The organism is Corynebacterium sp. S7 (assembly GCF_054401105.1).
In genome coordinates this window covers 2,467,406-2,491,539 of sequence record NZ_CM136760.1, presented here as the reverse complement: position 1 = coordinate 2,491,539, position 24,134 = coordinate 2,467,406, and the positions used below count along the sequence as shown (strand labels likewise).

22 protein-coding genes and 1 tRNA gene are annotated in these 24,134 nt (G+C 57.1%); 12 read left to right on the top strand and 11 right to left on the bottom strand.

The genetic code is table 11. The features are described from left to right. Positions 1–103 precede the first annotated feature (103 nt). The 4 genes from ACXZ66_RS11860 to ACXZ66_RS11845 form a co-directional block, all read right to left on the bottom strand. The gene (locus tag ACXZ66_RS11860) at positions 104–919 is read right to left on the bottom strand and encodes a CE1 family esterase (protein ID WP_458748982.1); all 816 of its coding nucleotides are present in this window, start codon (positions 917–919) and stop codon (positions 104–106) included. A 10-nt stretch (positions 920–929) separates the two neighbouring features. Next, a complete protein-coding gene (locus ACXZ66_RS11855) occupies positions 930–1,820 on the bottom strand; it encodes a metal ABC transporter permease (RefSeq protein ID WP_458748980.1) in 891 nt (296 codons plus the stop codon). Then, a complete protein-coding gene (locus ACXZ66_RS11850; RefSeq protein WP_458748979.1) occupies positions 1,821–2,522 on the bottom strand; it encodes a metal ABC transporter ATP-binding protein in 702 nt (233 codons plus the stop codon). Positions 2,523–2,649: 127 nt separating this feature from the next. Further along, positions 2,650–3,654, bottom strand: coding sequence for a metal ABC transporter solute-binding protein, Zn/Mn family (locus ACXZ66_RS11845; protein WP_458748978.1), 1,005 nt, complete (start codon positions 3,652–3,654; stop codon positions 2,650–2,652). Positions 3,655–3,793: 139 nt separating this feature from the next. Between ACXZ66_RS11845 and ACXZ66_RS11840 the strand changes: the two genes are divergently transcribed. Continuing rightward, complete coding sequence (locus ACXZ66_RS11840) at positions 3,794–4,915, top strand: LacI family DNA-binding transcriptional regulator (RefSeq protein WP_458748976.1); 1,122 nt, start codon at positions 3,794–3,796, stop codon at positions 4,913–4,915. Here ACXZ66_RS11840 and otsB read toward each other — a convergent pair. From otsB to thrE, 5 genes are all read right to left on the bottom strand, one after another. After that, entirely contained in the window at positions 4,873–5,628 is a 756-nt protein-coding gene (gene otsB / locus ACXZ66_RS11835) for a trehalose-phosphatase (protein WP_458748974.1), read from the bottom strand. The genes ACXZ66_RS11840 and otsB overlap by 43 nt on opposite strands. Beyond that, positions 5,628–6,098, bottom strand: coding sequence for a hypothetical protein (locus ACXZ66_RS11830; RefSeq protein WP_458748972.1), 471 nt, complete (start codon positions 6,096–6,098; stop codon positions 5,628–5,630). Before ACXZ66_RS11830 ends, otsB begins: the two co-directional genes overlap by 1 nt. After that, positions 6,098–7,417 carry an alpha,alpha-trehalose-phosphate synthase (UDP-forming) gene (locus tag ACXZ66_RS11825; RefSeq protein WP_458748970.1) on the bottom strand — a complete coding sequence of 440 codons (1,320 nt, stop codon included), beginning with the start codon at positions 7,415–7,417 and terminating at the stop codon, positions 6,098–6,100. Before ACXZ66_RS11825 ends, ACXZ66_RS11830 begins: the two co-directional genes overlap by 1 nt. 22 nt (positions 7,418–7,439) lie before the next feature. Continuing rightward, positions 7,440–7,799: a hypothetical protein gene (locus ACXZ66_RS11820; protein ID WP_458748968.1), complete on the bottom strand. Its 360-nt coding sequence runs from the start codon at positions 7,797–7,799 to the stop codon at positions 7,440–7,442. A gap of 130 nt (positions 7,800–7,929) precedes the next feature. Beyond that, positions 7,930–9,432 carry a threonine/serine exporter ThrE gene (thrE, locus tag ACXZ66_RS11815; protein ID WP_458748967.1) on the bottom strand — a complete coding sequence of 501 codons (1,503 nt, stop codon included), beginning with the start codon at positions 9,430–9,432 and terminating at the stop codon, positions 7,930–7,932. A 95-nt stretch (positions 9,433–9,527) separates the two neighbouring features. On the opposite strand from thrE, the gene ACXZ66_RS11810 reads away from it, so the two are divergent. The 3 genes from ACXZ66_RS11810 (at position 9,528) to ACXZ66_RS11800 (ending at position 11,921) form a co-directional block, all read left to right on the top strand. Next, entirely contained in the window at positions 9,528–10,481 is a 954-nt protein-coding gene (locus ACXZ66_RS11810; protein ID WP_458748966.1) for a diaminopimelate dehydrogenase, read from the top strand. Between the two features lie 12 nt (positions 10,482–10,493). Further along, positions 10,494–10,566 (top strand) — tRNA-Thr (locus ACXZ66_RS11805). A gap of 326 nt (positions 10,567–10,892) precedes the next feature. After that, positions 10,893–11,921 carry a hypothetical protein gene (locus ACXZ66_RS11800; RefSeq protein ID WP_458748964.1) on the top strand — a complete coding sequence of 343 codons (1,029 nt, stop codon included), beginning with the start codon at positions 10,893–10,895 and terminating at the stop codon, positions 11,919–11,921. 49 nt (positions 11,922–11,970) lie between these two features. On the opposite strand, the gene ACXZ66_RS11795 is transcribed toward ACXZ66_RS11800, so the two are convergent. Next, complete coding sequence (locus tag ACXZ66_RS11795; RefSeq protein ID WP_458748962.1) at positions 11,971–13,314, bottom strand: MFS transporter; 1,344 nt, start codon at positions 13,312–13,314, stop codon at positions 11,971–11,973. Positions 13,315–13,438: 124 nt separating this feature from the next. Between ACXZ66_RS11795 and ACXZ66_RS11790 the strand changes: the two genes are divergently transcribed. From ACXZ66_RS11790 to ACXZ66_RS11780, 3 genes are all read left to right on the top strand, one after another. Continuing rightward, a complete protein-coding gene (locus ACXZ66_RS11790) occupies positions 13,439–14,152 on the top strand; it encodes a response regulator transcription factor (RefSeq protein ID WP_458748961.1) in 714 nt (237 codons plus the stop codon). A gap of 112 nt (positions 14,153–14,264) precedes the next feature. Beyond that, positions 14,265–15,800, top strand: a complete 1,536-nt coding sequence (locus tag ACXZ66_RS11785) for a sensor histidine kinase (protein WP_458748959.1) — start codon at positions 14,265–14,267, stop codon at positions 15,798–15,800. Between the two features lie 34 nt (positions 15,801–15,834). Further along, the gene (locus ACXZ66_RS11780) at positions 15,835–16,605 is read left to right on the top strand and encodes a MerR family transcriptional regulator (RefSeq protein ID WP_458748958.1); all 771 of its coding nucleotides are present in this window, start codon (positions 15,835–15,837) and stop codon (positions 16,603–16,605) included. Here ACXZ66_RS11780 and ACXZ66_RS11775 read toward each other — a convergent pair. Continuing rightward, on the bottom strand, positions 16,602–17,027 hold the full coding sequence (locus tag ACXZ66_RS11775) for an HIT family protein (protein WP_458748956.1): 426 nt from the start codon (positions 17,025–17,027) through the stop codon (positions 16,602–16,604). The genes ACXZ66_RS11780 and ACXZ66_RS11775 overlap by 4 nt on opposite strands. Before the next feature lie 40 nt (positions 17,028–17,067). Here ACXZ66_RS11775 and purD point away from each other — a divergent pair, with 40 nt between their 5' ends. From purD to ACXZ66_RS11750, 5 genes are all read left to right on the top strand, one after another. Beyond that, positions 17,068–18,309, top strand: coding sequence for a phosphoribosylamine--glycine ligase (gene purD, locus ACXZ66_RS11770; protein WP_458748954.1), 1,242 nt, complete (start codon positions 17,068–17,070; stop codon positions 18,307–18,309). A gap of 76 nt (positions 18,310–18,385) precedes the next feature. After that, complete coding sequence (locus ACXZ66_RS11765; protein WP_458751383.1) at positions 18,386–19,486, top strand: pyridoxal phosphate-dependent aminotransferase; 1,101 nt, start codon at positions 18,386–18,388, stop codon at positions 19,484–19,486. A 43-nt stretch (positions 19,487–19,529) separates the two neighbouring features. Continuing rightward, entirely contained in the window at positions 19,530–20,960 is a 1,431-nt protein-coding gene (gene purB / locus ACXZ66_RS11760; RefSeq protein WP_458748952.1) for an adenylosuccinate lyase, read from the top strand. A gap of 64 nt (positions 20,961–21,024) precedes the next feature. Next, entirely contained in the window at positions 21,025–21,918 is an 894-nt protein-coding gene (locus tag ACXZ66_RS11755) for a phosphoribosylaminoimidazolesuccinocarboxamide synthase (protein WP_458748951.1), read from the top strand. 49 nt (positions 21,919–21,967) lie between these two features. Next, positions 21,968–24,103 (top strand): S9 family peptidase, encoded by a 2,136-nt coding sequence (locus ACXZ66_RS11750; RefSeq protein ID WP_458748950.1) that lies wholly within the window; start codon positions 21,968–21,970, stop codon positions 24,101–24,103. The last annotated feature ends 31 nt before the right edge of the window (positions 24,104–24,134 follow it).

Here is a 24,134-nt window from a genome sequence, read left to right as displayed (position 1 = left end):
GGTCGCGAAGTGGTAGTACCAAAACGCGACCTGGGCATTCATTAATCCTCAACCGTTGATGTGGGAGGCGGGGATGTGGGAAGCGGGGGATGTGGGAAAAGAGCTACAGCTCGAAGAATTCCTCCACGACCTCACCGGCCGTAAAGTGCTCGGTTCCTGGCCCCACCCGGGAATCGAGCTTTTTGCTGCTGGGTACGACGTGCCCCATGCCCTCCACCGTCCACAGCTCAGTGGCGGCACCCTCGGTGTAGCGATCCACGATCACATTCTCGAAGGGGCGCAGCTCCTCCAACTCACTCGAACCGTTCAGAGCCGCGTAGTACTCCAAGGAATCCTTCGCGCTGCGCACATCACCGCGCGAATTACCCTCGAAACCAGCCTGCCCACCGTCGTAGGGAACCATCGGGTCGGCAGTGCCATGCACCATCACGATCGGGGTCGGAATCCAGCCGTCAGCGGTGGAGAGCATGTTCTTCTTCGTCGGCACAGGTGCAGCAAAAAGCGCCCCGCCCTGCACGGTTCCAGGCGCATCGTGCATCAGGCGCGTGACCATTTGGCCACCATTGCTATAACCTGCGGCGATCACCCGGGAGACCTGGTACTCGTCGCGAAGCGAAGCGATGAGCTGCCGCAAGAAATCCACATCGTCGATGCGCATCCACCGTGTGTCCTCGGTGAGGTCGCGCCGGGCATCGTTGAAATGGTGGTTGACTCCGTCCGGGTAGCACAAAATCAGGCCATGCTTATCGACGAGGCCCTCAAACGTGTGGCCCGTGAAATTACGAGCAACGTTGGACGATTGCATCGAACCGTGCAGGAACAACAGGAGTGTGGGTGACTCTGGAAGTTCGTCCGGCGTGATCGTGATGTAGAGGCGGTCGCGGCGATCGTGTACGAGGGAGGAGCGGTGGACTTTCACTGATTTGATGTTAGTGGTCGTGGTCGTGATGTGGGGCAGGTTCTTGACGTTTTGCGGCTTGGACTTCATCGCGCGTGGCGCCACGGCGTAGACGTGCACCGATGATGCGGCAGATGATGTAAATGGCGAATGAAATTGAGGAAACGAACACACTGACGGGCACGCCAGGAGCCAGCGAGAGAATGAGGCCTCCGACTGCGGCGACCTCAGCAAAGATGGTCGACCAGAGCACCGCCTTGACGGGATTGGCCGTGATTTGGATCGCGGCGGCGCCGGGGGTGATCAGAAGTGACATGACCAAAAGGGCGCCGACGATTTGAACTGACTGGGCAGCCGCTAAGCCGACGAGTACCGCAAAGCCCACGGCAATAGCGCGCACGGGCACGCCCGAAGCTCGGGCCATCACAGGGTCTGCGGACGCGAACAAAATGGGGCGCCAGAACAAAGTGATCGTGCCGACGATGATCACGGTGGTGGCAATGAGAAGCCCCAGCGAGTTAGTGGACATGCCCACGACCTGGCCGGTCAAAAGGCTCATAGCTGTCGACGAGTTGCCGGGGTAGAGGTGGAGGAAGAGCACTGAAAGGCCCATGCCGAAACTCATGACTACGCCGATCGCGGAATCTTGCTGGCCTTTCAAACCGAGCAGGGCCAAGACAATGGCAGCCACAATCGAGCCGATCACGGCGCCGAATCCGACGTTGAGCCCGAAGAGCAGGGCGGCCGCGGCACCCATCAGCGCGAGCTCCGAGGTGGCGTGCACAGAAAATGACATGTTTCTTTGCACGATCAGGCTGGTCATTACGCCGCTGAGGATGCCCAAGAATGCGGAGGCAATCAGGGCAGTTTGAACGAAGTCGACGCTGAGTAGGTAGGTCGTATCGTCGATAATTTTTTGCATTTACACCACTACCAATCGGCCATCGACTTCGACGACATCCACGTGTGTGTTGTAGAGCTCGGAAAGGACATCAGAGCGCATCACCTCGGAGATCGTTCCAATGGTGTGGCCATTGGGGGCAATGTAGAGCACCCGATCGGTGACGTTGATAATGGGGTTGATGCCGTGGGTGACAAACAAGATGGCAGAGTTGCGCTCACGGCGTCGCTTATCCAGCCTTTGAACGATGTCCTGCTGTTTCGCGATGTCGAGGGAGAGCAGTGGCTCGTCGGCAAGAATCAGTTCAGGGTCGTTGGCGAAGGCCTGTGCCTGGCGTACCAACTGCTGTTGGCCGCCTGAGAGCGTACCCACGGGGCGGTCGGCAATACCGGTGGCGCCGACGCTTTCCAGCAAGGCATCTACTTCGCTGCGCTTGGGGTGGCGATGTTTGAATACACCGTGTGCGAGCGAAAGCGAAACCAAGTCACGGGCACGCATTGGCAGATCGACCTGAAACATGCGCTGCTGTGGGATATATCCGTAGCGTCCAGGAACCTCGACGGTGCCCGATGTCAGTTCCCGCGTTCCCATAATTGTGTAGAGAAGCGTGGATTTACCCACACCGTTGGGGCCGAGAACTGCGATGAACTCGCCCGGTTCTACGGTGAGATCAAGCCCAGACCACAGCGGATCCACCGCCGCGTCTCGGAATTGAACGAGCATGTTGTTCCTTAATTTGAGTAATAGTGCTGGAGAAAATTCGCCAGGATAGAAAGCCCGAAAGCCCCTGGGAGAACCCAGAGGCTTGGACTTAAGGACTTAAGAACTGAACCGGAAGTTCGAACTGAGTCTAAGCTGCCTGCGAGAGAGCCTGGACGCGATCTTCGAAGTAATCCAAGAAGTTCACGCCAGCTTCGGGTGTCTCGTTAATCTCAACAATAGCGACGCCATTTTCTTCCGCGGTGGTGCGAATTCGATTGGCGGTGTCGGTCGCAGTTTGTGGATTGAAGATAAGCATATTCACATCGCCGCTCTTGAGCGTGTCCAACATTGCAGCAAGATCAGCTGCAGCTGGTTCGGACTCGCTCAAGATTGCTGCTCGATAAGACTCAGGAGTGACATCCTCAAGTGCCGAATCATGAATAATGTAATCGGCTACAGACTCAGACTGCACGACGTTTGCAGCTGGTAGATCATGAATCAAGGTGTTCATGCTGGCCATCCGGTCGAGTACTGGCTGTGCGTCGGCCTTGACATCAGGGTTAATAGCCTGGGCAGCTGCCTGGATTTCTTCAGCGACATATTCCACAGCAGCGGTGTCGTACCAGATGTGCTCGTTGCCATCGATAGCTTCGATGGTGCCGTGGTCATGGCCGGTGTGGTCGGCTTGAGCATCGGCAGGAGCTGCAGCCTCGGTTGCCGTGGCATCGGTAGCTTCAGCATCGGTTTCTTCAGCCGCGTGGTCGTGGCCCGCGTGAGGATCAGCAGAAAGTGGGAGTGCGTGCACGATCTTGCTCTCATCCACCACGTTGTACAGCCATGCGTCATAACCGCCGCCACCGACAACGACGATATCGGCCTCGGAGGCTGCTGCTAGATCGGCCGCGGAGGGCTCAAAGTGGTGTGGATCAGCGACATTGCCCTCTATGATCGGGGTGATCGTGGCATTTTCATCGGTCACAACAGCCGAGGCAACATCGCCCCAGATGCTCGTCGACGTAACGATGTTCAGGCCAGCCGATTCCGTTGGCACGGTAGAAGTTGAGTCTGCGTTGGTGGCGTCTGTGCTTGAGCAAGAAGTGGCGAAAAGCGCGCCAGCGACAAGCGTGGCCAGGATAGGGAGGCGTTTGTTCATAACTACTAATAAACCCTTAATGAAAAAGGTTGTCAACTTGAAAACTTAATGAAAACGGAAAGTCTGCTGAAAGCTCCATAAACACTGTGCTAATCCAGTGCTAGTCCAGAGCCCTACCGCGAACTGATACATTGACACCATGGCATCACGCCCAGCCCAACGAGGAGTTCGACGCGGAACACTCGCTTCCATCGCCGCCGATCTCGGCGTTTCCCGCACCACCGTATCCAATGCGTACAACCATCCCGATCAGCTCTCACCGGAGCTCCGCGAAAGGATCCTGGCAGCAGCAGCGGCCCGCGGGTACTCCGGCCCAGACCCCATGGCACGCAGCATGCGCACCCGTCGAGTCGGCTCCTTCGGCGTGATCCTCACCGAGCGACTGTCCTTCGCTTTCGAAGATTTGGCCTCCATCGACTTCCTCGCAGGCCTCGGCGATAGTCCTTACGCCAGCAAGAACACGATGACCTTGGTTCCGGTTGGACCGCTTGACGACGAAGCCCCTCAGCTCATTTCGCAAGCCGTGGTTGACGGGTTCGTTATGTATTCGGTTGCGGCCGATGATCCGCACCTCATGGTCGCCCGCAGCCGTGGACTACCCATCGTGATCGTCGACCAACCCTACGAAATCACTGACCTGCCTTTCGTTGGAATTGACGATTTTGCAGCAATTCAACCTGCCGCGAAACTCCTGATTGAACAGGGGCACCGCCGCATCGGCATCCTGGCAAAAAGAACCCACCGCGGCCAATTCGATGGGCATATTTCCTTAAGCCAAGTGAAAACGGCAGACTTACATGTCCAACGTCAGCGCATCTTGGGCGCAGTAGATGTATTTGAAAGCAGCGGGATTACTGATGTACCGATTGTGACTAGGCACTTTAACGATCACGCCGCGGCCGTCGATGCGGCCCGCGAGCTCCTAGAAACGCATCCTGATCTCACCGCGGTGCTGTGTACAACAGACTCCATGGCCTTCGGCGTGCTGGATTATTGTCTTGCCCATGACATTGACGTACCAGGGGATTTGAGCGTAACCGGATTCGACGGGGTTGACCTCGCCCACATGCGCGGACTAACTACGGTGAATCAGCCAAACCGCAGGAAGGGTGCCACGGTGGGGCGAATTCTCGAAGACCTAGTCAGTGCCCGAGTCGAAGACAAGGCCCCAGAAAATCCCGCGCCTCACGTAGTCATCCCGACCACGCTTAGCCGCGGTCAAACCGTGGCAGCTCCGCGCACGGCAGACAAATTGGCGTAGAAATTGGCCATTGCATCGACCGTGTCAAGGCGCAGCGTAGCCCCAGTTTCTCCAGTACCGACCTTGATACCCACATCCCCCTGGGAAAGCACGGGGAAGACAGACTCGTCAGTGACATCGTCGCCGGCGAAAAGGGTGGTAGAGAAATTGCGTTTGCGGCGTTCAACCCACATCCCCTTGGTGAAACTCACAGCCGAAAACTCGACGATATTGTTCCCCTCAATTTTCGGACGTCCGCCAGTGTTAATCTGCAATGCTGAATCCAAGATCGATTCCGCTGCCTCAGGATCAACCTCTGCAAGCATCGCTACGTGCACGACTCTCTGATAGGGCTTGACCTCGATATTTGCCAGTGGATAATCCTCAATCAGCTCGCGCAAGATGTGCTCGATGTCATTGAGGTAGGCCTGGTCGTCGTCGCTAAGCACCAAGCCCCCATCGGTCTGCTCGGCACCGTGCGAACCAACAAGAACCACCGGCTCGCGCATGGGACAGACCTGCATGAGACCGTCCAAGTGACGCCCGGACAAGATGACTACCTCGGTATTAGGCAGCGTAGCCAGTGATTCTAGGGCTCGCACGGAGGTCGGGTTGGCAACAACGGACATGGGGTCGGGCCGAAGTGGGGCTACTGTGCCGTCGAAATCCGTGACCAGCAGGAGGCTCTCGGCTTGAGCGAGGTGCGTTATGGCGTGCGTTGCAGCGGGTGTCATTATTTCATCAGCCTTATCGAGGGCGGCTCAATCCCGCTATCGGCTTTCGTGAGCACGATCTCGGTGTCAGTGAGGTGTTTGATGTCGAATGTGGAATCTTTGGAAAGCAGGCCTGACAACTCATCGTGCACATATTGAGAGCCGCCTTCACAGGAACCAGACTCGAGGTACTCAATATTGTCGATGGTCATTTCGGCAGCGTCGATCGTTGCAACTTCTTCTCCGCCGGTGGTGAAGCGCACGGCAGCTTGGAAGGGGAAGCAGCCGGTATTGCCAACTATCGACGACTCACCGAATACTATCCGGGCTGCCCCGGCCGCGCTTTGTGGAAGTTCATCGGGTGAGCCAGGGGTGGTGTAGAGACTGACTATCTGCCACGTTGGGCCGACCATGGAATCTTCTTGGGGTTGGCTCGAGCAACCCACGAGGAGACCAGCAGCTGCAATGATGCTGATAAAGGCTTTACGCACTAGGAAGCCCCTTTCGTTGCAGTGAGCGATTCAAGAAAAGTTTGTGCCCAGCGAGACACTGTAAATTCATTGACCTGACGGTTCATACTGAGCATCGCGTCACGCGCATTCGCAGTTTCTCGCGCGGTGACTGCGTTCATGATGGCATCCTTGATGGACACGATGTCGAAAGGATTGCACAAGTGCGCCTTATCCAACTCGACGGCGGCGCCAGCAAACTCGGACAACACAAGGGCCCCGTCGCCTTCTGGATGGCTGGCTACGTATTCCTTGGCTACCAGGTTCATGCCGTCTTTAAACGGCGTGACCAGCATAATATCTGCAAGGCCGTAGTAGGCGTGAAGCTGCTTCCGGTTCATAGAACGGTGATAATAGTGCACAACCGGGCGGCCAATTTCCCCGAAACGCCCATTAATCCTGCCAACAGCTTCTTCTACCGCGCTGCGGGTTTGGCGATAATGGTCAATGCGCTCGCGCGATGGCGTAGCAATTTGAACGAAGGCGACATCAGTGAGACGGCCTTCTTCCAAAAGTTCCTCGAGAGCCACAAGTCGCTGCAGGATGCCCTTGGTGTAATCAAGGCGGTCAACTCCGAGCAAGACGGTGCGTGGGGATCCAAGCTTGGCCCGCAAATCTGCAACAGTGTCTGACTCAACAGCGCCGAAGCCACTCGGGTCGATAGAAATAGGAAACGTGCCCGTAGCAACCGAACCGTTTGTGATCGCGGAAAAGTTACTTTCGTCCCGGGTGCGCTGAAAACCAACTAAGTCAGCGCCACTGACCCCGGCGATGATTTCATCGCTCCACGGCAGCTGGCGGAACAAGTCCGGGGAAGGGAAAGGAATGTGGAGAAAGAAGCCGATGGAAAGATCGGGGCGCATCTCCCGCAACAGCCCTGGGACGAGCAGGAGCTGGTAATCCTGAATCCACACCGTAGCGCCTTGAGCAGAAACGTGGGCTACTTCATTGGCAAACTTTTCGTTGACCAGGCGGTAGCGCTCCCACCAGGCTTGATCGTAGGTGGGGTGGACAATCAGATCATGAAAAAGCGGCCACAGGGTCGCATTGGAGAACCCCTCGTAGAATTCTTCGAAATCTTCCGACGACAACTGGACTGGGTGCAGAAGCACATTCCCGTTGTGAAACGGTTCCATAGAAGCATCGGCGACCCCGGGCCAGCCGACCCAACAGCCTTGGTGCTCCTGCAGAATTGGCTCAAGCGCAGCGACAAGACCCCCGGGCGATGGCACCCAGCGGTCTTCGACTAAATCTACTGGCAGGCGATTCGCTGCTACCACAAATGAGTTGTCGCCGTACATCCGTTACGAAGTTCGATTCGTTCTACTCAGCCGTTGGGGTGGCCTTTTTAGTGACCTTCTTTGTGGTTTTCTTAGTTGTCTTCTTGGTGGTCTTCTTTTTCGTAGCCTTCTTCTTGGTGGCTTTCTTCTTCGTCGCCTTCTTCTTGGCGGCCGTCTTTTCCGCGGCCGCGTCCGCAGCGTCTTCCTGCGGGGAAAACTCTTCCTCGAAGCGCTTATACACCAAGCCCTCAGGCTCCACACCGAGCATGGACATCAGGGTGACACCGTCCATGAGATCCTCCGCATAGGTGGCCACAATGCGACGGGCTCCCAGTGCGGTCTGCTCTTCAACCTCGTGGACGGCCTCGGCCGAGGGGCGACTATCCGTGATCTTTGGGGGCACGAAAAATTCCTCCTGAATGGTGGTGGGAAACGAAAACACACTAAGCGTGAGCTAAAGGTGAGCTAAACCTAGGTGCGTCTATTCTACGCTACCTAGGGGCCAACTCGCCCGGTTGCCTCCCGAATCCGCGTTAGGGCTGTTTGCCTCGTCGATTAGCGGGCCTTGTATTGCGACGCGAACGCGCGGCCTGCTCTGCCCGGCGGATCTGCTGGAAGGTGATGCGCCCGGCGGCCCTGAACGCGCGATAGGGCGACATGACTTGAGGACGACGAATGCGTCGCGCGATCCACTCGCCGAGCGTCACCCCGGCCGCCAGGGCCAATGCCGTGCCCACCGCGATACCCAAGTTGGTAATGCCGACGACGACCTGGTCGTTCAACACAGCGTACATGCCTCGGTAGACAGCCAAGCCGGGCAGGAAGGGTGTAATGCCGGAAATCGCGGTGATCAGCGGTGGAACCATGAATCGACGAGCGAGCAAACCACCGGCGAGGCCGATCATGGTGGCACAAACTGCGGCCGCGAAGACGGAGCTCACGCCTGCGGGCAACAGAAGCAGGTAGTACGTAATCGAACCGATCGCAGCCGTGAGGCCAGAGACCCACAACGCGGCCCGGTCGGCGTAGCTTGCCAGAGCGAAGCCAACCACAGCAACAGTGCCTGCGGTGATGCTTGCTATCGCCGAGCCGAAGGTCGGTGTCACCGTCCCAGTTTGAATCGGTGGCAGGCCCGTGCCGACGAGGGCCGAAAGCTGAATGCCGGTGGCCACCCCGGCGACGATGCCGCCGGTATTGAGCAGCGTTTCGAAAAATCGGGCGCTGCCTGTCACCGGTGCCCCCGTCATTCCGTCCTGCAGTGATTGCACCAGGGTCAGGCCAGCGAGCAGGACGACGATGCCTGAAGCGATGGCCAAACTCGGCGAGAATTGTCTACCGAAATTTCCACCAATTTCGTAGGCAATATAGGCGGGGACCGTAGCCAGGAAACCTCCGAGGACACACTGAAAGAAGTAAGGCAGGTCATGCCTGGCAAGCCACCCATTGACCACCATGATCAGGAAAGCAGTGATCGCGCCCGTAAGCGCCATGTACAAGTCGCCGCCGAACAAGATGGACACGCTACCGCCCATGGCGGCCCAGCCCAGAAGTGCGAGTCGAGGACCGTGAGGGGGAGGGGAGAGGTAGATCTCGTCGAGAATTTTCTCCGCCAGCTCAGGGGGAGTTGCGCCCGAGCGGATCGAACGAATCAGCCGGTCGACCTCCGAGAGCTTCGAGAAGTTCGTGTCCATGTTTTTGACAACACGCATGACACTGACCGGTTGCTTGACCGAGGTGCCAATTGTGGTGTGCAAGCTGATTGAATTCAGCGTGATGTCAATATGGCAATAGTGCAGGCCGTAGGACGAAGTCACCGTGTGGACCTGAGCGCGAGTATCGGCGTTTGAAGTGCCGGAAGAAAGCAAAATATCGCCGATTCGAGCGGCGATATTCATCACTGCAGCGACCTGGGCAGGATCCGTGAGGTCGACTGGTGCAAGGGGCGACGGTGGCGGGGAAGTGATCGCGGCGTCGATGGTGGCTACATGCCCACCGCCGCGAATGGCATCCCGCAGTTTCTCAAACACATTGGGCACATACGCACCTTAACGCCTGGAGTATTTCTCGGACTATTGATGCACCAGGGTAGGGTGGAAAACACTCACCCCCAACGTAAAGGAGCACGTCACACATGCGCGTAGGAATCGTCGGCTACGGAAATCTAGGCAAGAGCGTGGAAAAACTCGTCGCACTGCAACCAGACATGGAAGTAGGCGCAATCTTTTCCCGCCGCGAGACGCTAGACACCGAAAATCGGGTGCTACCGGTAGCCGATTTCGCGAAGTACAGCGACGAGATTGATGTTGCGATTTTGTGCCTGGGCTCGGCCACCGACATCCCAGAGCAGGCACCAGAATTTGCCAAGTACGTCAACACCGTAGATACCTACGATAACCACCGTGACATCCCGCGCCACCGCCAAGTGATGAACGAGGTCGCTGAAGAAAACGAAACCGTGGCCATTGTTTCCACCGGTTGGGATCCAGGCATGTTCTCTCTCAACCGCGCGATGGCCGAGGCAATTTTACCGAACGCGAAGCAGAACACCTTCTGGGGTCCGGGCCTGTCCCAAGGTCACTCGGACGCGGTGCGTCGCATCGACGGCGTGATTAAGGCAGTCCAGTACACCATCCCCGCCGAGGACGCTTTGCAGCGTGCACGCAACGGCGAGACCGAGGGCCTTGACGGCAAGAGCGCCCACAAGCGTGTGTGCTACATCGTGGCTGAGGAAGCAGATCAGGAGCGTATCGAAAACGAGATCCGCACCATGCCTGACTACTTCGTGGGCTACCAGGTCGAAGTGAACTTTGTCGACGAGGCCACCTTCGATGCAGAGCACACCGGAATGCCTCACGGCGGCCACGTTGTCACCACCGGCGATACCGGCGGCTATCACCACCTCATTGAGTACACACTCGAGCTTGAACGTAACCCTGACTTCACCGGTGCCGTGGCAATTGCCTACGCTCGCGCGGCCGTGCGCATGCACGAAAACCAGGCTTATGGTGCATATTCAGTTCTCGAGGTTCCACCATTTCTCATTTCGCCTACCCCGCTGGATGACCTCATTGCCCGCGACGTGTAAGCTCATTTCAGTGCTGGAGTGGCGCAATCGGTAGCGCAACGCACTTGTAATGCGTAGGTTGCGAGTTCAAGTCTCGTCTCCAGCTCTGAAAGGCCAGGTAGGACACTGTTTTTAACAGTCTCTTACTTGGTCTTTTTTATTGCACTAGTGCTGAAATAGTTTTGTTACTCCGAGAAAGCGATTTGTTTTAATTACGAGCTGCTGGGTGCTAAAGGATCAATTGGAGAACCAAGTTTCTCCGTTGCGGATCGAGAACTTCGTTTGATTGGCAGAGACAAATCAAAAGTGTGGCCGTGAAACCAGCTATTTCCACCCTTGTCCAGTTTCCAAAAGGAATGCAGATACAGTTACTTTCCAATGCAATAGATTCGATTAAGACGAATCTTCTGGTCTTCTGGGAAAGTGACGTAGATGAAAAGCGATGCTGTCTTAAAACGGTCTGGGTTTGGCGCCATGATTGGACTTGTGGTGTTGCTCCTTTCAGGGTGCGCTAGCGAATCGGGGGGTTTCTCGGGTGCAGAATCTTCACTGACCTCCGAAGCGGTGCCAACTCCTGAAAGTAAACCTAAGATTCTGCAGGTAGGGCAAACTGCAATGGGTATTTGTCCCACTGAATCGCCATGCGAGATCGACGTTACTGTCACGAAGCTCGAAGCATTTTATGGCTGCAGAGTCACTAATGATCACTCGAATCAAGAAGACCGTTCTGAAGTCGAGAATTTTCTAGAAATCGAAGCAGAAGTCAAAGTGACGAAGTCCGCAGAAGAGGCGTCTACTGTTGCACTGCGACTCCCAGATGTCGTTCTTGAAAACGACACAATAGTGTCTGCACCAAGGGCCGAAAATTGTGGCTCCGACGCTGAGTACACCTGGGAGGATGAAATTGGAGAAGGTAAAGAAGCGAAAGTTAACGGGGTTTTCCTAATTCCTGTGAATGCAGAGTTTCTTACTATCGGTAATGGAAAATGGAAGATTCCAGAAATTAATTCGACCATGGAACTTTCAACACAGCCAGATTCTGTTCGACTTGAATCGACAGTTCAATCAGAAAGTGTAATTCCCACAGAATCAGCATCGGATGCTTCCGGGCAAGAAGTTGCTTCAATATTCAATGAACCCGGGGTGGGCTACCAATGTGCGGCGACCGACGCGTGGGTCGATGATCCGGCGCTGTGCACTGCTGAAAACTTGGGTGGAGACCCCTCCTATGATTTGTATTGGGGGCCAAATGCAGCAATGCCGGCGGAACAAGCCCTTCGCGACCCGAGCACTATCCCATACTCTGAAGGTGGTACATGCTCAGCAGCAGAATGTGGCTATGGTACAGACGAATTTGGTAATGACCTAAATCAACTGAAGATTGAGTCGCACACCTGGTGGGCGGACTGCATAGCTGCAAATGAAGTGGAATTCTGTCGAGCAAATGATCCGTACCAGTAATAAGCTCTAGCCGAAAAAGTAAAAAGCTTTACGACGACTGCACATTTAATTAGTGCGCTTCAGCTAGACCTTCACGCACCGGATCCCGCACCGGCAACAGAAGCAACAGACCCGCGAGCAAAACCACGATGATGCCGATAATGCCCGCACGATCGCCCATGTTGCCCATGCCAACGAATAGACCGAACAGTGCCGGGGTGAGCCAGGAAACGGCACGGCCTGTAGTGGTGTAAAGGCCGAAGATCTGGCCTTCCTTGCCTGGTTCAGCAACGCGTGCAACGAAAGAACGCGCGGCAGATTGTGCAGGGCCGACGAACATGCACAGGATCAAGCCAAGGATCCAAAAGGCAGTTGAGCCGTTGGCGAAGAACAGTCCCACACCGGCGAGGATCATCAAGGTAAGCGAGCTGATGATTACTGAGCGGGGGCCGAGTTTATCGTCGAGAAGCCCGCCGAGCGCTGCACCGATGGCCGCGACGACATTGGCCGCAATGCCGAAAATAAGCACATCGCTGGCCGAGAGACCATAAACGGTGACCGCGAGGATCGCGCCGAAGGTGAATACGCCGGCGAGGCCATCGCGGAATACTGCCGAGGCGATGAGGAAGGTCAGGCCGTTGCGGTTGGTGGACCACATCTGCCTGATGTCGCGGAAGAGGCGCTTGTAGGAGTCGGCGAAGGATTCCTTGAAGGTGGAATCTTGTGCCTCGATTTCCGGGACGCGAAACAATAATGGCAGCGCGTGCAGAAGGAACCAAGCCGCGGCGAAGAGTGCAACAAGGCGAATGTTGAGGCCTTCTTCGGTAGATAAATTGAGCAGTCCGCGCGTGTCGCCGTCGCCCGAGATGAAGCCAACGAAGCAGACCAGCAGCAAAATGATTCCACCGACATAGCCTGCAGCCCAACCAATGCCGGAGACTTTGCCTACGGTTTCGGGAGTGGAGACTTGATTGAGCATGGCAAAGTAGGAAACTTCGGCAAATTCAATGGTCACGGAAGCCACAGCCAGCAAAATGACACCCAGCCAGAAATACTGCGCCGAACTGTCCTTCACAAAAAAGAGCAGGGCCATAGCGACGATAGTCAAAGCTGTCCACATCACTACCGAGCGTTTACGGGTGCCTTTTTGATCTGCGCGTTGGCCCATCACTGGTGTAACCAGCGCGATAAAGACTCCCGCTGCAGCCATGGCAAATGAGTACCATTGGGAGGCAGTAAGGCTTCCCTCAACGTTCTTGCCTACAGTGTCGACCAAGTAGACAGAGAAGATGAAGGTGAGTAGGACGGCGTTAAAAGCGGCGGAGCCCGCGTCCCACGCCGACCAGGCAGCAACGGAGAGTTTGTCGGTCCGTTGCGAGGCAGCGCTCGGGGTAGCTTTCTGGTGAGTCGTCATAGCTTGATAGTAGAGGTAGAGGCCATGTTTTGCCCTCGGAAGCGATGTACAGCAGGCGTTCAGCAAACGTACAGCTTTGAGGAGTTGACTAGAGAACAAATCGTACAGAAGGCGGAGAATTGTAATGTCTGATTCACAAAACACCCAGAACGTGAAGGTCCTTGTCGTAGACGACGAACCAAACATCGTTGAATTGCTCACCGTCTCCCTAAAATTCCAGGGATTTGAAGTAGAAAGCGCAAGCTCTGGACAAGAGGCGCTGCGCATCGCTCGCGAGTTCAACCCCGATGCCTACATCCTCGACGTAATGATGCCGAACATGGACGGCTTCGAGTTGTTAGGCAAGCTGCGTGCAGAAGGTATTGATGGCCCAGTGCTGTTCCTGACTGCGAAGGACGCAGTAGAAGACCGCATCCACGGCCTAACCATTGGCGCCGATGATTACGTGACCAAGCCTTTCTCGCTGGAGGAAGTGATCACTCGCCTGCGCGTTATCCTGCGCCGCGGCAACGTCACGGAGACAGGCGGCGAAGACTCGACCATCCGCTACGCCGACCTGACCTTGAATGATGAGACCCACGAAGTAACCAAGGGCGGCGAGATCATCGATCTTTCCCCAACAGAGTTCAACCTGTTGCGCTACCTCATGCTCAACGCAGAGGTCGTCCTGTCCAAGTCGAAGATTCTAGACAACGTGTGGCACTACGACTTCGGCGGTGACGGCAACGTGGTGGAGTCCTACATCTCCTACTTGCGTCGCAAAATCGACACCGGTGACGTTCCACTGATCCACACCGTGCGAGGCGTAGGCTACGTTTTGCGCACACCCCGCCAGTAGTAGGCCAGTCACTGGCCAGCAAAAGGCCAGTAGCAGGCCAGCTCGAACACTTACCCATCTTCCCGAGTATTCTCAAGCATTTTCCGGGAACGTAATTTAGGGTCGTTAACTTATGGCAGTAGAAGTTACCGACGAAGAACAACGTTCTTCATCGGAGAAGTCGGAGAAAGAGGCCACCGGGGCAAGATCCGCCACCGGGACCAAAGGTAGCAAATTGGCTAGATTGAGGAATGGTGAACGGCCACCGCTTCCGATGCGGACGTGGCTGGTCATGTTGGTCGTGTTGATTTCGGGCGCCGGGCTAATTGGAAGCTCGTTGGCCGTGCATACGATTCTTCGCGAAGTGCTGTACCAGCGCGTCGACGACGATCTCACGGCCGGCATTGATTCGTGGGCGCGCGGCAACCAACTTGAGCGTGCCTCCTCCGTTTCGGGTCTGCCCTCTGACTACTGCCAGATGACCTTGTCTCCACACGGTTCCATCCGGATTGTCAACGATCAGGGAAGCCCACCGGACTACACTCAGATCACCGAATACGGTGTGCCGATGACCATCAAATCCATGGACCACTCCCTGGAGGATCGGGAGTGGCGCGCCATCGCAGCACCGAGCCCGGACGGTTCGATCACGATCGTGGCGAAGTCCCTCGATCAAGAGGACAACCTGCTCCACAGCCTGATGGCCATCCAGACTGTCATCGCCGTCATCGTGCTGCTGCTGATCGGCATCGCGGCTCACTACCTCGTGCGCCGTGCCCTGCGCCCACTGCGCGAGGTAGAAACCACTGCTCTTGCCATCGCCGACGGCGATCTGGATCGACGCGTGCCCGAGTGGCCACGTGGGACCGAGGTCGGCGAGCTGTCCTACTCACTGAATAAGATGCTCGGTCGCCTGACCGATTCCGTTGAAGAAGCCACGGCGAAGGAAGAACAGATGCGCCGTTTCGTCGGCGACGCATCGCACGAGCTGCGTACCCCATTGACCAGTTTGCGCGGCTACACCGAACTGTATCGCCAGGGCGCAACCGACGACGTGGATTTCGTGCTCGGGAAAATCGACGACGAATCCAAGCGCATGAAGTTCCTCGTCGAAGACCTGCTCGCCCTGACTCGTGCCGAGGGCACGCGCCTCAACCTCAACGCCGTTGACATGTTAGAGCTCACCCTCGCGGTGGCAAGCTCTGCGCGCGCAGCCTTCCCCGATCGCACCATCTCCGTGGAAAACGCCACAGCGTCAGTGCCGTTGATTAAGGGCGACCCGGACCGCATGCACCAGATCCTGCTCAACCTGGTGGTCAACGGCCTCAAGCATGGCGGTGCCGAGGCCGAAGTGCGCCTCGTGCTGCGCCAAGACAATGACTACGTCTATGTCGACGTGGCGGACAACGGCGTGGGCATGAATGAAGAGGTATCCAAGCACATCTTCGAGCGTTTCTACCGCGCAGACACCTCGCGCACCCGCGGCAACGGTGGTGGCTCCGGCCTTGGGCTGGCCATCACCAAGTCCCTGGTAGAACAGCACAACGGCACCATCTCGGTGACCTCAGTGGAAGGGGAGGGCTCGACCTTCACCGTCACCTTGCCTCGCCTGCGCGATTCATTCGAGGACGAAAAGAACGAAAAAATCTCCGAAAAGTCGAAGGCTTGACCTTGCCCCTGCGGCAAGGCGCACACTGGCCACTATGACCGACAAAGAGTTCACCATAGGCCAAGCCGCCAAGCTGCTCGGAGTTACTCCCAAAGCACTGCGGCACTGGGACGAGATTGGTGTGCTCACCCCGACATGGCGCACCTGGTCCGATTACCGGCTCTATACCGAGCAGGACCTCGAGCGGGGTGCCGCCATCGTGTTGTACCAGGCAGCGGGGGTCAAGCTCGCAGATATAGCAGCGCTTATCGACGACGCACGTGGCTCGCACCTTACGAGGGCATTGCGCGAGCACCGCGCTGGACTCGTCGATAAGCAACATGCTCTTCTGCGTCAGCTTGAATCGGTCGATGAATTAATTGCTCAGGCAGAAAAAGGAGAATCGACCATGGAGAAAATGGCGAATTACTTCGGCGAAAACATGCCGGAATATCAAAAGCAAGCCGAGCAGCGCTGGGGTGGCTCGGATGCATGGGCGCAGTCACAGGAGCGGGTAGGAAAACTCACCGAGGAAGATATGGCGCGCATCAAGCAGGAACAAGCGGAGTTTTCCCGCGATTTGGCTGCTGCGAAAGAAGCGGGCGTAGAGCCGGGCAGCGAGGAGGCCTTCGAACTCGTCGAACGCCACCGCGCGGGCATCGAGAAGTGGTACGAATGCTCACGAGAGCGTCAGTGGCTGCTTGCGCAGATGTATACGCAGGATCAACGTTTTTCTGCTGCATACGGGGGCAACGAGGCCTACCTGCTTGAGCTTGTGGCGAAGCAGGCAGCACACGAGGGGATAACAGAGCCGAACTGGGATTAGAGCGGGTAGCCGTTCTCGTCGGTGCCCAGGGCCTCGCGGAGCTTTTCTGCGGCCTGGTCCATCTTTTCTGGATCAGTCTCGTCGGTGGACATCGCCGCCGAGAGGTTGTAGCCCGACATGTCGTTCGCAGGGAAGACATGGATGTGGGTGTGAGGAACCTCGAAGCCCGCAATGAGGTAAGCGGCACGCTCCGCACCGAAGGAATCGACGAGCGCACGGCCAATGCTCTGGGCGACCTCGTTGAGCGCCATCCAGGTTTCTGGCTTGAGATCGGTCCACTTATCAACCTCTTCAACAGGAATAACCAGGGTGTGACCGTAGGCGACCGGGTTGATGGACAGGAATGCAACAACCTCTTCATCGCGGTAAATGAAGCGGCCGGGGAGCTCTCCGTTGATGATCTTTGTGAATACGCTACTCATGATGCAAAACCTTACCCATTCCCAGGCTACGATGAGCGACATGCGCATACTCATTATTGGATCCGGTGGTCGCGAGCACGCCCTTGCTAAGGCCATGGATGAACACGAGCTGTTCGTCGCCCCAGGTAACGCGGGAATCGCTGAGATGGCTACCTGTTTGCCTTGCGACGTGAAAGACCCCCTCGATGTGGTGAAGGTAGCCCGCGAAGTCCAGGCTGACCTTGTTGTCATTGGTCCGGAGATCCCGTTGGTGGCAGGCGCCGCCGACGCGCTCCGCGAAGCCGGTTTTGCTGTATTTGGCCCTTCAAAGGAAGCAGCCCAGATTGAAGGCTCGAAGGCGTTCGCTAAAGACGTGATGGCCGCTGTTGGTGTAAACACCGCGCATGCCGAGCGCATCACCGATGTCAGCCAGATTGATGCTGTGCTGGATAACTTTGGCCCTAACTATGTGGTCAAGGACGATGGTCTGGCAGGTGGCAAGGGTGTTGTGGTCACCCAAGACCGCGAGGCAGCAGCTGAGCATGCCCGCAGTGTCATCGAAGGTGGCAACCCAGTGCTCGTGGAGTCCTTCCTGGACGGCCCCGAGGTCAGCTTGTTCTGCCTAGTCGATGGTGAGACTGTTGTTCCGCTGCTGCCAGCTCAGGATCACAAGCGTGCTTACGACAACGACGAGGGCCCCAACACAGGTGGCATGGGTGCCTACGCACCACTGCCCTGGCTGCCAAAAGGCGGCGTGCAGCGCATCGTCTCCGAGGTAGTAGAACCCGTGGCCAAGGAAATGGTCAAGCGCGGAATTCCTTACTCCGGCTTGCTCTATGCCGGTTTGGCTTGGGGCGCGCAGGGCCCGTCGGTCATTGAGTTCAACGCTCGTTTCGGCGACCCAGAGACCCAGGCTGTGTTGGCTTTGCTGGAATCTCCTTTGGCAGATGTTCTTGCAGCAACCGCAAATGGAACGCTTGCGCAGCAGCCTGAGCTGCAGTGGAAGGATGGCTCGGCCATTACCGTTGTGCTGGCAGCACAGGACTACCCGGCAGCGCCGGTGACCGGTGGCGTGATCACCGGTGCAGGTTTGGAGCGCGCTATTCACGCTGGCACCTCTACCAATGAAAACGGTGAGCTTGTCTCCAGCGGTGGGCGCGTGCTCAACGTTGTGGGCGTAGGCGCCGATCTCGAGCAGGCTCGCGCCGATGCTTACGCACAGATCGAGCAGATCTCCCTCGAGGGTTCCTTCTACCGTCGTGATATCGGACGGCGTGCGTTAGACGGAGAGATCACGGTTTAAGCTAAAGGATATGAACGTTTCGCAAGGTAGCTCAAAGAAAGTTTCTCAGCGCGGGCAGGTGCAGCCATTTCGCGTGATGCGCATGCTCGACCTCGTTCAGCGTCGCAAGCGTGAGGGCATTGACACCATTATGTTGTGCGCCGGCCAGCCCTCCACGGGAGCCCCGGCTCCTGCCCTTGATGCGGTCTCCGAGGTGCTGCATACCGATGCCTTGGGATATACCGAGGTTGTGGGCGACCGAGAGCTGCGCGAGATTATTGCCAACTGGCACTCCGAGACCTACGGGGTAACTACCAAAGCGGACAACGTCATTATCACTACCGGTTCTTCCGGCGGCTTCGTTAATGTGTTCTTGGCCTGCCTCGATGCTGGCGATACGGTGGCTTTGCCGCGTCCCGGGTACCCGGCGTACCGCAATATTTTGGAGTCGCTGGGTTGCACCGTCGTCGATATGGTCTGTGACGCTTCTACCCGCTTCCAACCAACTGCCGCAATGCTCGATGAGCTCAAACCCAATGCCGTCATGGTGACCAGTCCCGGTAACCCCACCGGCACGATCATTGACCCAGACGAACTCGAGCGCATTGCGAAGTGGTGCGACGACAACGGTGCCTGGTTGATCTCGGATGAGGATTACCACGGCATGAGCTTCGGTCGCCCTGAAGCGACGGCACGCCAATTCTCCGATAACGCCATCGTCGTGGGCACCTTGTCGAAGTACTATTCCATGACGGGGTGGCGCGTAGGCTGGCTCATCTTGCCCGATGCCTTGCTCGAGCCCGTGGAAAACCTCCAGGCCTCGCTGGCGTTGTGTGCCCCGGCCGTGTCTCAGGTAGCGGCGAAGGGCGCATTCTCTGAAGCTTCCCGAGCAACCTTGGATGGCTACGTCGAGGATTATCGTGCCGTGCGCGAAGTGTTCCTCGAGGAGCTGCCGAAGATTGGCCTGGATACGATGGCAGACCCAGACGGTGGCCTCTACCTCTGGCTCGACGTGTCGAAGTACACCAATGACTCCGAGGCATGGTGCATCCAGCTTGTCGACGAGATCGGAGTCGCATTCGCGCCGGGCATTGACTTTGATCCGGTCAGTGGGAACACCTGGGTACGATTGAGCTTGTGTTCCACCCCTGAGCAGGCACGCGAAGCGTGTGCCCGCCTCGATACTTATTTGAACTAGAAGCCTGAACTAGAAGCCTCTAACTATAAAGGAAAACGCTGCTGTGGCAAATAAACCAGTAATCGCAAACGTGCTCTCCACCCGCTACGCCTCGCCAGAAATGACGCAGCTGTGGAGCCCGGAACACAAGATTATTCTCGAGCGCCATCTCTGGATCGCCGTGATGCAAGCCCAGAAGGACTTGGGCATTGACATTCCTAACGGCGCAATCGAGGCCTACCAGGCAGTCGTCGACAAGGTCGATCTTGAGTCCATCGCAGCTCGTGAGCGCGTCACCCGCCACGATGTCAAGGCTCGCATCGAAGAGTTCAACGCGCTTGCTGGCTACGAAGAGATCCACAAGGGCATGACCAGCCGTGACCTGACCGAAAATGTTGAGCAGCTCCAGATTTACCGCTCGCTTGAGATTATTCGCGACAAAGCTGTCGCCGTGCTGAGTCGGATCGGCAACCGCGCCGCTGAGTACAAGACACTGGTCATGGCCGGTCGTTCCCACAACGTTGCTGCTCAGGCAACCACGATGGGCAAGAGGTTTGCGTCGGCCGCAGACGAAATGCTTGTTGCAATGGCGCGTATCGACGATCTCCTGGGGCGCTACCCACTGCGCGGCATCAAGGGCCCAATGGGTACCTCCCAGGATATGTTGGACCTCCTCGACGGCGACCAGATCAAGTTGCACGCCTTGGAAACCTCCATTGCGGATTACTTGGGCTTCTCCCAAATCTTCGACTCGGTGGGCCAGATTTACCCGCGTTCCCTTGACTTCGACGTGGTCTCGGCGCTGGTGCAACTAGGTTCCGGCCCATCTTCGCTGGCCACCACCATCCGTTTGATGGCAGGCAACGAGACCGTGACCGAGGGCTTCAAGGAAGGCCAGGTGGGTTCCTCGGCAATGCCGCACAAGATGAATGCTCGTTCTTGTGAGCGAGTTTGTGGCTTCCAGGTCATTTTGCGTGGTTACCTCACCATGACCGCGGACCTTGCTGGTCAGCAGTGGAACGAAGGCGATGTCTTCTGCTCCGTGGTTCGCCGCGTTGCCTTGCCAGACGCGTTCTTCGCCATGGACGGCATGTTAGAAACCTTCCTCACCGTCCTTGATGAGTTTGGCGTTTTCCCTGCCATGATCAACCGCGAGCTCGAGCGCTACCTGCCGTTCCTAGGCACCACCCGCATCCTCATGGCTGCCGTACGCAAGGGTGTCGGCCGTGAGACCGCCCACGAAGTCATCAAGGAAAATGCAGTTTCCATGGCACTGGATATGCGCCAAGAAGGTGCTGAACAAAACCTCACGGAGCGCCTGGCCAAGGATGGTCGCCTGAACATGACCCAGGAAGAGCTCGACGACGTACTGGCTGATCGCGAGGTCTTCATTGGTGCTTCGGAAACTCAGGTGAACAACGTCCTGCACCGCATTCAGGATTTGGTGAACCGCTACCCAGAGGCAGCAAAGTATACGCCAGGGGAAATTCTCTAAGGGATCTCCCAGAGTTTTCGGTTCCGTTTCCCCCGTAGGGCACAGGGGACTAGACTGTGGTCCCATGCGACCAGAGTTGTCCGATTACACCCACCTTTCTGCAGGTAAGGTCCGCGAAATCTACGAGATCGACGCGGACACCCTGTTGATGGTGGCAACCGACCGTATTTCTGCTTTTGACTTTGCTTTGGAGCCTTTGATCCCGGATAAGGGACGCGTGCTCACAGCAACGAGTGTGTTCTTCTTCGAGAAGATCGACTTCCCGAATCACCTCGCAGGCCCGATCGACGATGAGCGCATCCCAGAGGAAGTTCTGGGACGCGCACTCGTGGTCAAGCGCCTTGAGATGATCCCGTTCGAGTGTGTTGCTCGCGGTTACCTCACGGGTTCGGGTCTGAAGGAATACAAGGCAAACGGCACCGTGTGCGGCATTGAGCTGCCAGAGGGCCTGACTGAGGCCTCCAAGCTGGACGAGCCTATCTTCACCCCAGCCACGAAGGCGGAGCAGGGTGACCATGACGAAAACGTTTCCTTCGAGTACGTCGTCGATAAGCTCGGCGAAGCCCGCGCCAACGAACTGCGTGACGCGACGCTGAAAATCTACTCCGAGGCCTCCCACATTGCTGAGGAAAAGGGCATCATCTTGGCAGATACCAAGCTGGAGTTCGGCCTTGATAAGGAAGGCACGCTCGTGCTTGGCGACGAGGTGCTGACCCCGGATTCGTCTCGTTACTGGCCAGCGGATACTTATGAAGAGGGCCAAGTCCAGCCAAGCTTTGACAAGCAGTACGTGCGCAACTGGCTGACCAGTGAGAAGTCCGGTTGGGAGCCGGGCAGCGAAACCCCTCCACCTGCTTTGCCTGGTTCTGTCGTGGAAGCAACCCGTGACCGCTACATCGAGGCTTACGAGCGTTTGAGTGGGAAAAAATTCCGTTCCTGGTTGGGTGACTGCGTTTAGTTGCTGCGTCTATTAGCAGTGTCGGGGCCAGTTGATAGCATGGGCGATTATGACTCATGATCTGCTTTCTGCACCTGTAGCCCCTATCCATCCCACAACGCGCAGTTTCCATGGCCGCGATTTTGTGGATAACTACGAGTGGCTCCGTGATAAAGAATCCCCGGAGACCTTGGAGTATTTGGAAGCAGAGAATGCTTACACGAAGCAGCAGACGGCTGACCTGGATGGCCTAACGGAGCAGATTTACCAGGAAATTAAGGGCCGGACGAAAGAGACCGATATGTCCATCCCGCAGCGAGCGGGGGATTTTTGGTACTACGGCCGTACCATTGAGGGAAAGAATTACGGGCTGAGCTGCCGCATTCCTGTCGAGGAGGGCACCGATCCGTGGACGGCACCGAAGCTGCCGGAGGACGGCTCAGGTCTTCCCGGCGAGCAGATCATCTTGGACATGAACGAGCTCGCCGAAGGCCATGAGTTCTTCTCCGTGGGTGCGTCCACGGTGACTACCTCGGGGCGCCTCCTGGCTTATTCCGTAGACACTGCAGGCGATGAGCGTTTTACCCTGCACATCAAAAACTTGGACACCGGCGAGCTGCTGCCCGATACCCTCGAGGGCATCTTCTACGGTGCGACCTGGGCAGGTGAGGAATACCTGTTCTACCAGCGCGTCGACGAAGCCTGGCGCCCGGATTCCGTCTGGCGCCATAAGCTGGGCACGCCTGTGGAAGAAGACGTGCTGATCTACCGCGAGGAGGACGAGAAGTTCAACGTCGGTGTCGGAGGGGACCGTGCCGAGCGCTTCCTCATGATTGAGTCGGCCTCAAAGATCACCTCCGAAATTCGCGTCCTCGACTTGGAGGATCCAGAGGGCGAATTCAAGGTGCTGTGGCCCCGCGAGCAGGGCATCGAGTACGGCGCAGATTACGTCAAGCTAGGTGGCGTCGAGTACTGGGTGGTCATGCATAACGCGTTCGGCCCGAACTTCTCGGTCGGTCAGTGTCGCGTGGATTCTGTCGTGCCGTTGCGTGAGCTCGACGAGCTTGTCGCCCACGATGACCAGGTTCGCCTCGAAGGAGTCGATACCTATCGGGATTTCATGCTCATGGGCTACCGTCGTGGCGGGATCGGCCGGGCCGCGTTTATGAAATTTAATGGCGATTCTTTCGGCGAGTTCGAGGAAGTGAGCTTCGACGAAGAGCTCTACACCGTTGGCGTGGGCGGCAATCCCGAGTGGGATGCCCCCGTGGTGCGCTTGTCTTATGTGTCCTTCACCCAGCCCGCTCAGCTCTTCGACTACAGGGTGGACACCGGCGAGAAAACACTGCTGAAGGAACAAGAGATCCTCGGCGGCTACAACGCTGAGGAGTACACCGCCTACCGCCTCTGGGCCACGGCCGATGACGGCACCCAGGTGCCCGTCTCCGTGGTGCACCGCGCTGATTTGGATCGTACTAAGCCTCAGCCCACCTTGCTTTACGGCTACGGTTCCTACGAGTCCTCGACGGACCCGGGTTTCTCCATTGCGCGCCTCTCTTTGATGGATCGCGGAATGGTCTTCGCCGTCGCCCACGTCCGCGGCGGTGGCGAGCTCGGCCGCCTCTGGTACGACAACGGCAAGCTGCTGAAGAAGAAAAACACCTTCACAGACTTCATCGCAGTAGCAGACATGATTATCGACGAGGGCCTGACCTCATCTTCCCAACTCGTCGCAGAGGGTGGATCTGCCGGTGGCATGCTGATGGGTGCGATTGCAAACATGGCACCGGAGAAGTTCGCCGGCATCCAGGCCATCGTCCCATTCGTGGATCCGCTGACGTCCATTTTGATGCCTGAGCTGCCCCTGACCGTGACCGAGTGGGATGAATGGGGAGACCCATACCACGACCCTGAGGTGTATGACTACATGGCCTCGTATGCGCCCTACGAAAACATTGAGGCCAAGCAATACCCGGATATCCTCGCGGTGACCAGCCTGAACGATACGCGCGTGCTCTATGTTGAACCCGCGAAGTGGATTGCCCAGCTGCGTGCGACGGCAACAGGCGGCGAATTCTTGCTGAAGTGCGAAATGAGCGCCGGTCACGGCGGTGTCTCGGGCCGTTACGATCGCTGGCGCCAAACGGCGTTTGAGTATGCGTGGACGCTGAAGACCTCGACGGCTGTGGGTCCTTCAAGTAAGTAGTCTCTAGCGAGCATATGCACCCGGTGTGTGA

Excerpts from the sequence above, each read along its gene's own strand:
- ACXZ66_RS11850 (WP_458748979.1), bottom strand. The coding sequence starts at position 2,522 with ATGCTCGTTCAATTCCGAGACGCGGCGGTGGATCCGCTGTGGTCTGGG.
- ACXZ66_RS11810 (WP_458748966.1), top strand. The coding sequence starts at position 9,528 with ATGCGCGTAGGAATCGTCGGCTACGGAAATCTAGGCAAGAGCGTGGAA.
- otsB (WP_458748974.1), bottom strand. The coding sequence starts at position 5,628 with ATGACACCCGCTGCAACGCACGCCATAACGCACCTCGCTCAAGCCGAG.
- ACXZ66_RS11855 (WP_458748980.1), bottom strand. The coding sequence starts at position 1,820 with ATGCAAAAAATTATCGACGATACGACCTACCTACTCAGCGTCGACTTC.
- purD (WP_458748954.1), top strand. The coding sequence starts at position 17,068 with ATGCGCATACTCATTATTGGATCCGGTGGTCGCGAGCACGCCCTTGCT.
- ACXZ66_RS11780 (WP_458748958.1), top strand. The coding sequence starts at position 15,835 with ATGACCGACAAAGAGTTCACCATAGGCCAAGCCGCCAAGCTGCTCGGA.
- ACXZ66_RS11790 (WP_458748961.1), top strand. The coding sequence starts at position 13,439 with ATGTCTGATTCACAAAACACCCAGAACGTGAAGGTCCTTGTCGTAGAC.
- ACXZ66_RS11750 (WP_458748950.1), top strand. The coding sequence starts at position 21,968 with ATGACTCATGATCTGCTTTCTGCACCTGTAGCCCCTATCCATCCCACA.
- ACXZ66_RS11845 (WP_458748978.1), bottom strand. The coding sequence starts at position 3,654 with ATGAACAAACGCCTCCCTATCCTGGCCACGCTTGTCGCTGGCGCGCTT.
- ACXZ66_RS11785 (WP_458748959.1), top strand. The coding sequence starts at position 14,265 with ATGGCAGTAGAAGTTACCGACGAAGAACAACGTTCTTCATCGGAGAAG.
- ACXZ66_RS11755 (WP_458748951.1), top strand. The coding sequence starts at position 21,025 with ATGCGACCAGAGTTGTCCGATTACACCCACCTTTCTGCAGGTAAGGTC.
- ACXZ66_RS11840 (WP_458748976.1), top strand. The coding sequence starts at position 3,794 with ATGGCATCACGCCCAGCCCAACGAGGAGTTCGACGCGGAACACTCGCT.
- ACXZ66_RS11775 (WP_458748956.1), bottom strand. The coding sequence starts at position 17,027 with ATGAGTAGCGTATTCACAAAGATCATCAACGGAGAGCTCCCCGGCCGC.
- ACXZ66_RS11765 (WP_458751383.1), top strand. The coding sequence starts at position 18,386 with ATGCGCATGCTCGACCTCGTTCAGCGTCGCAAGCGTGAGGGCATTGAC.
- ACXZ66_RS11825 (WP_458748970.1), bottom strand. The coding sequence starts at position 7,417 with ATGTACGGCGACAACTCATTTGTGGTAGCAGCGAATCGCCTGCCAGTA.
- ACXZ66_RS11795 (WP_458748962.1), bottom strand. The coding sequence starts at position 13,314 with ATGACGACTCACCAGAAAGCTACCCCGAGCGCTGCCTCGCAACGGACC.
- ACXZ66_RS11800 (WP_458748964.1), top strand. The coding sequence starts at position 10,893 with ATGAAAAGCGATGCTGTCTTAAAACGGTCTGGGTTTGGCGCCATGATT.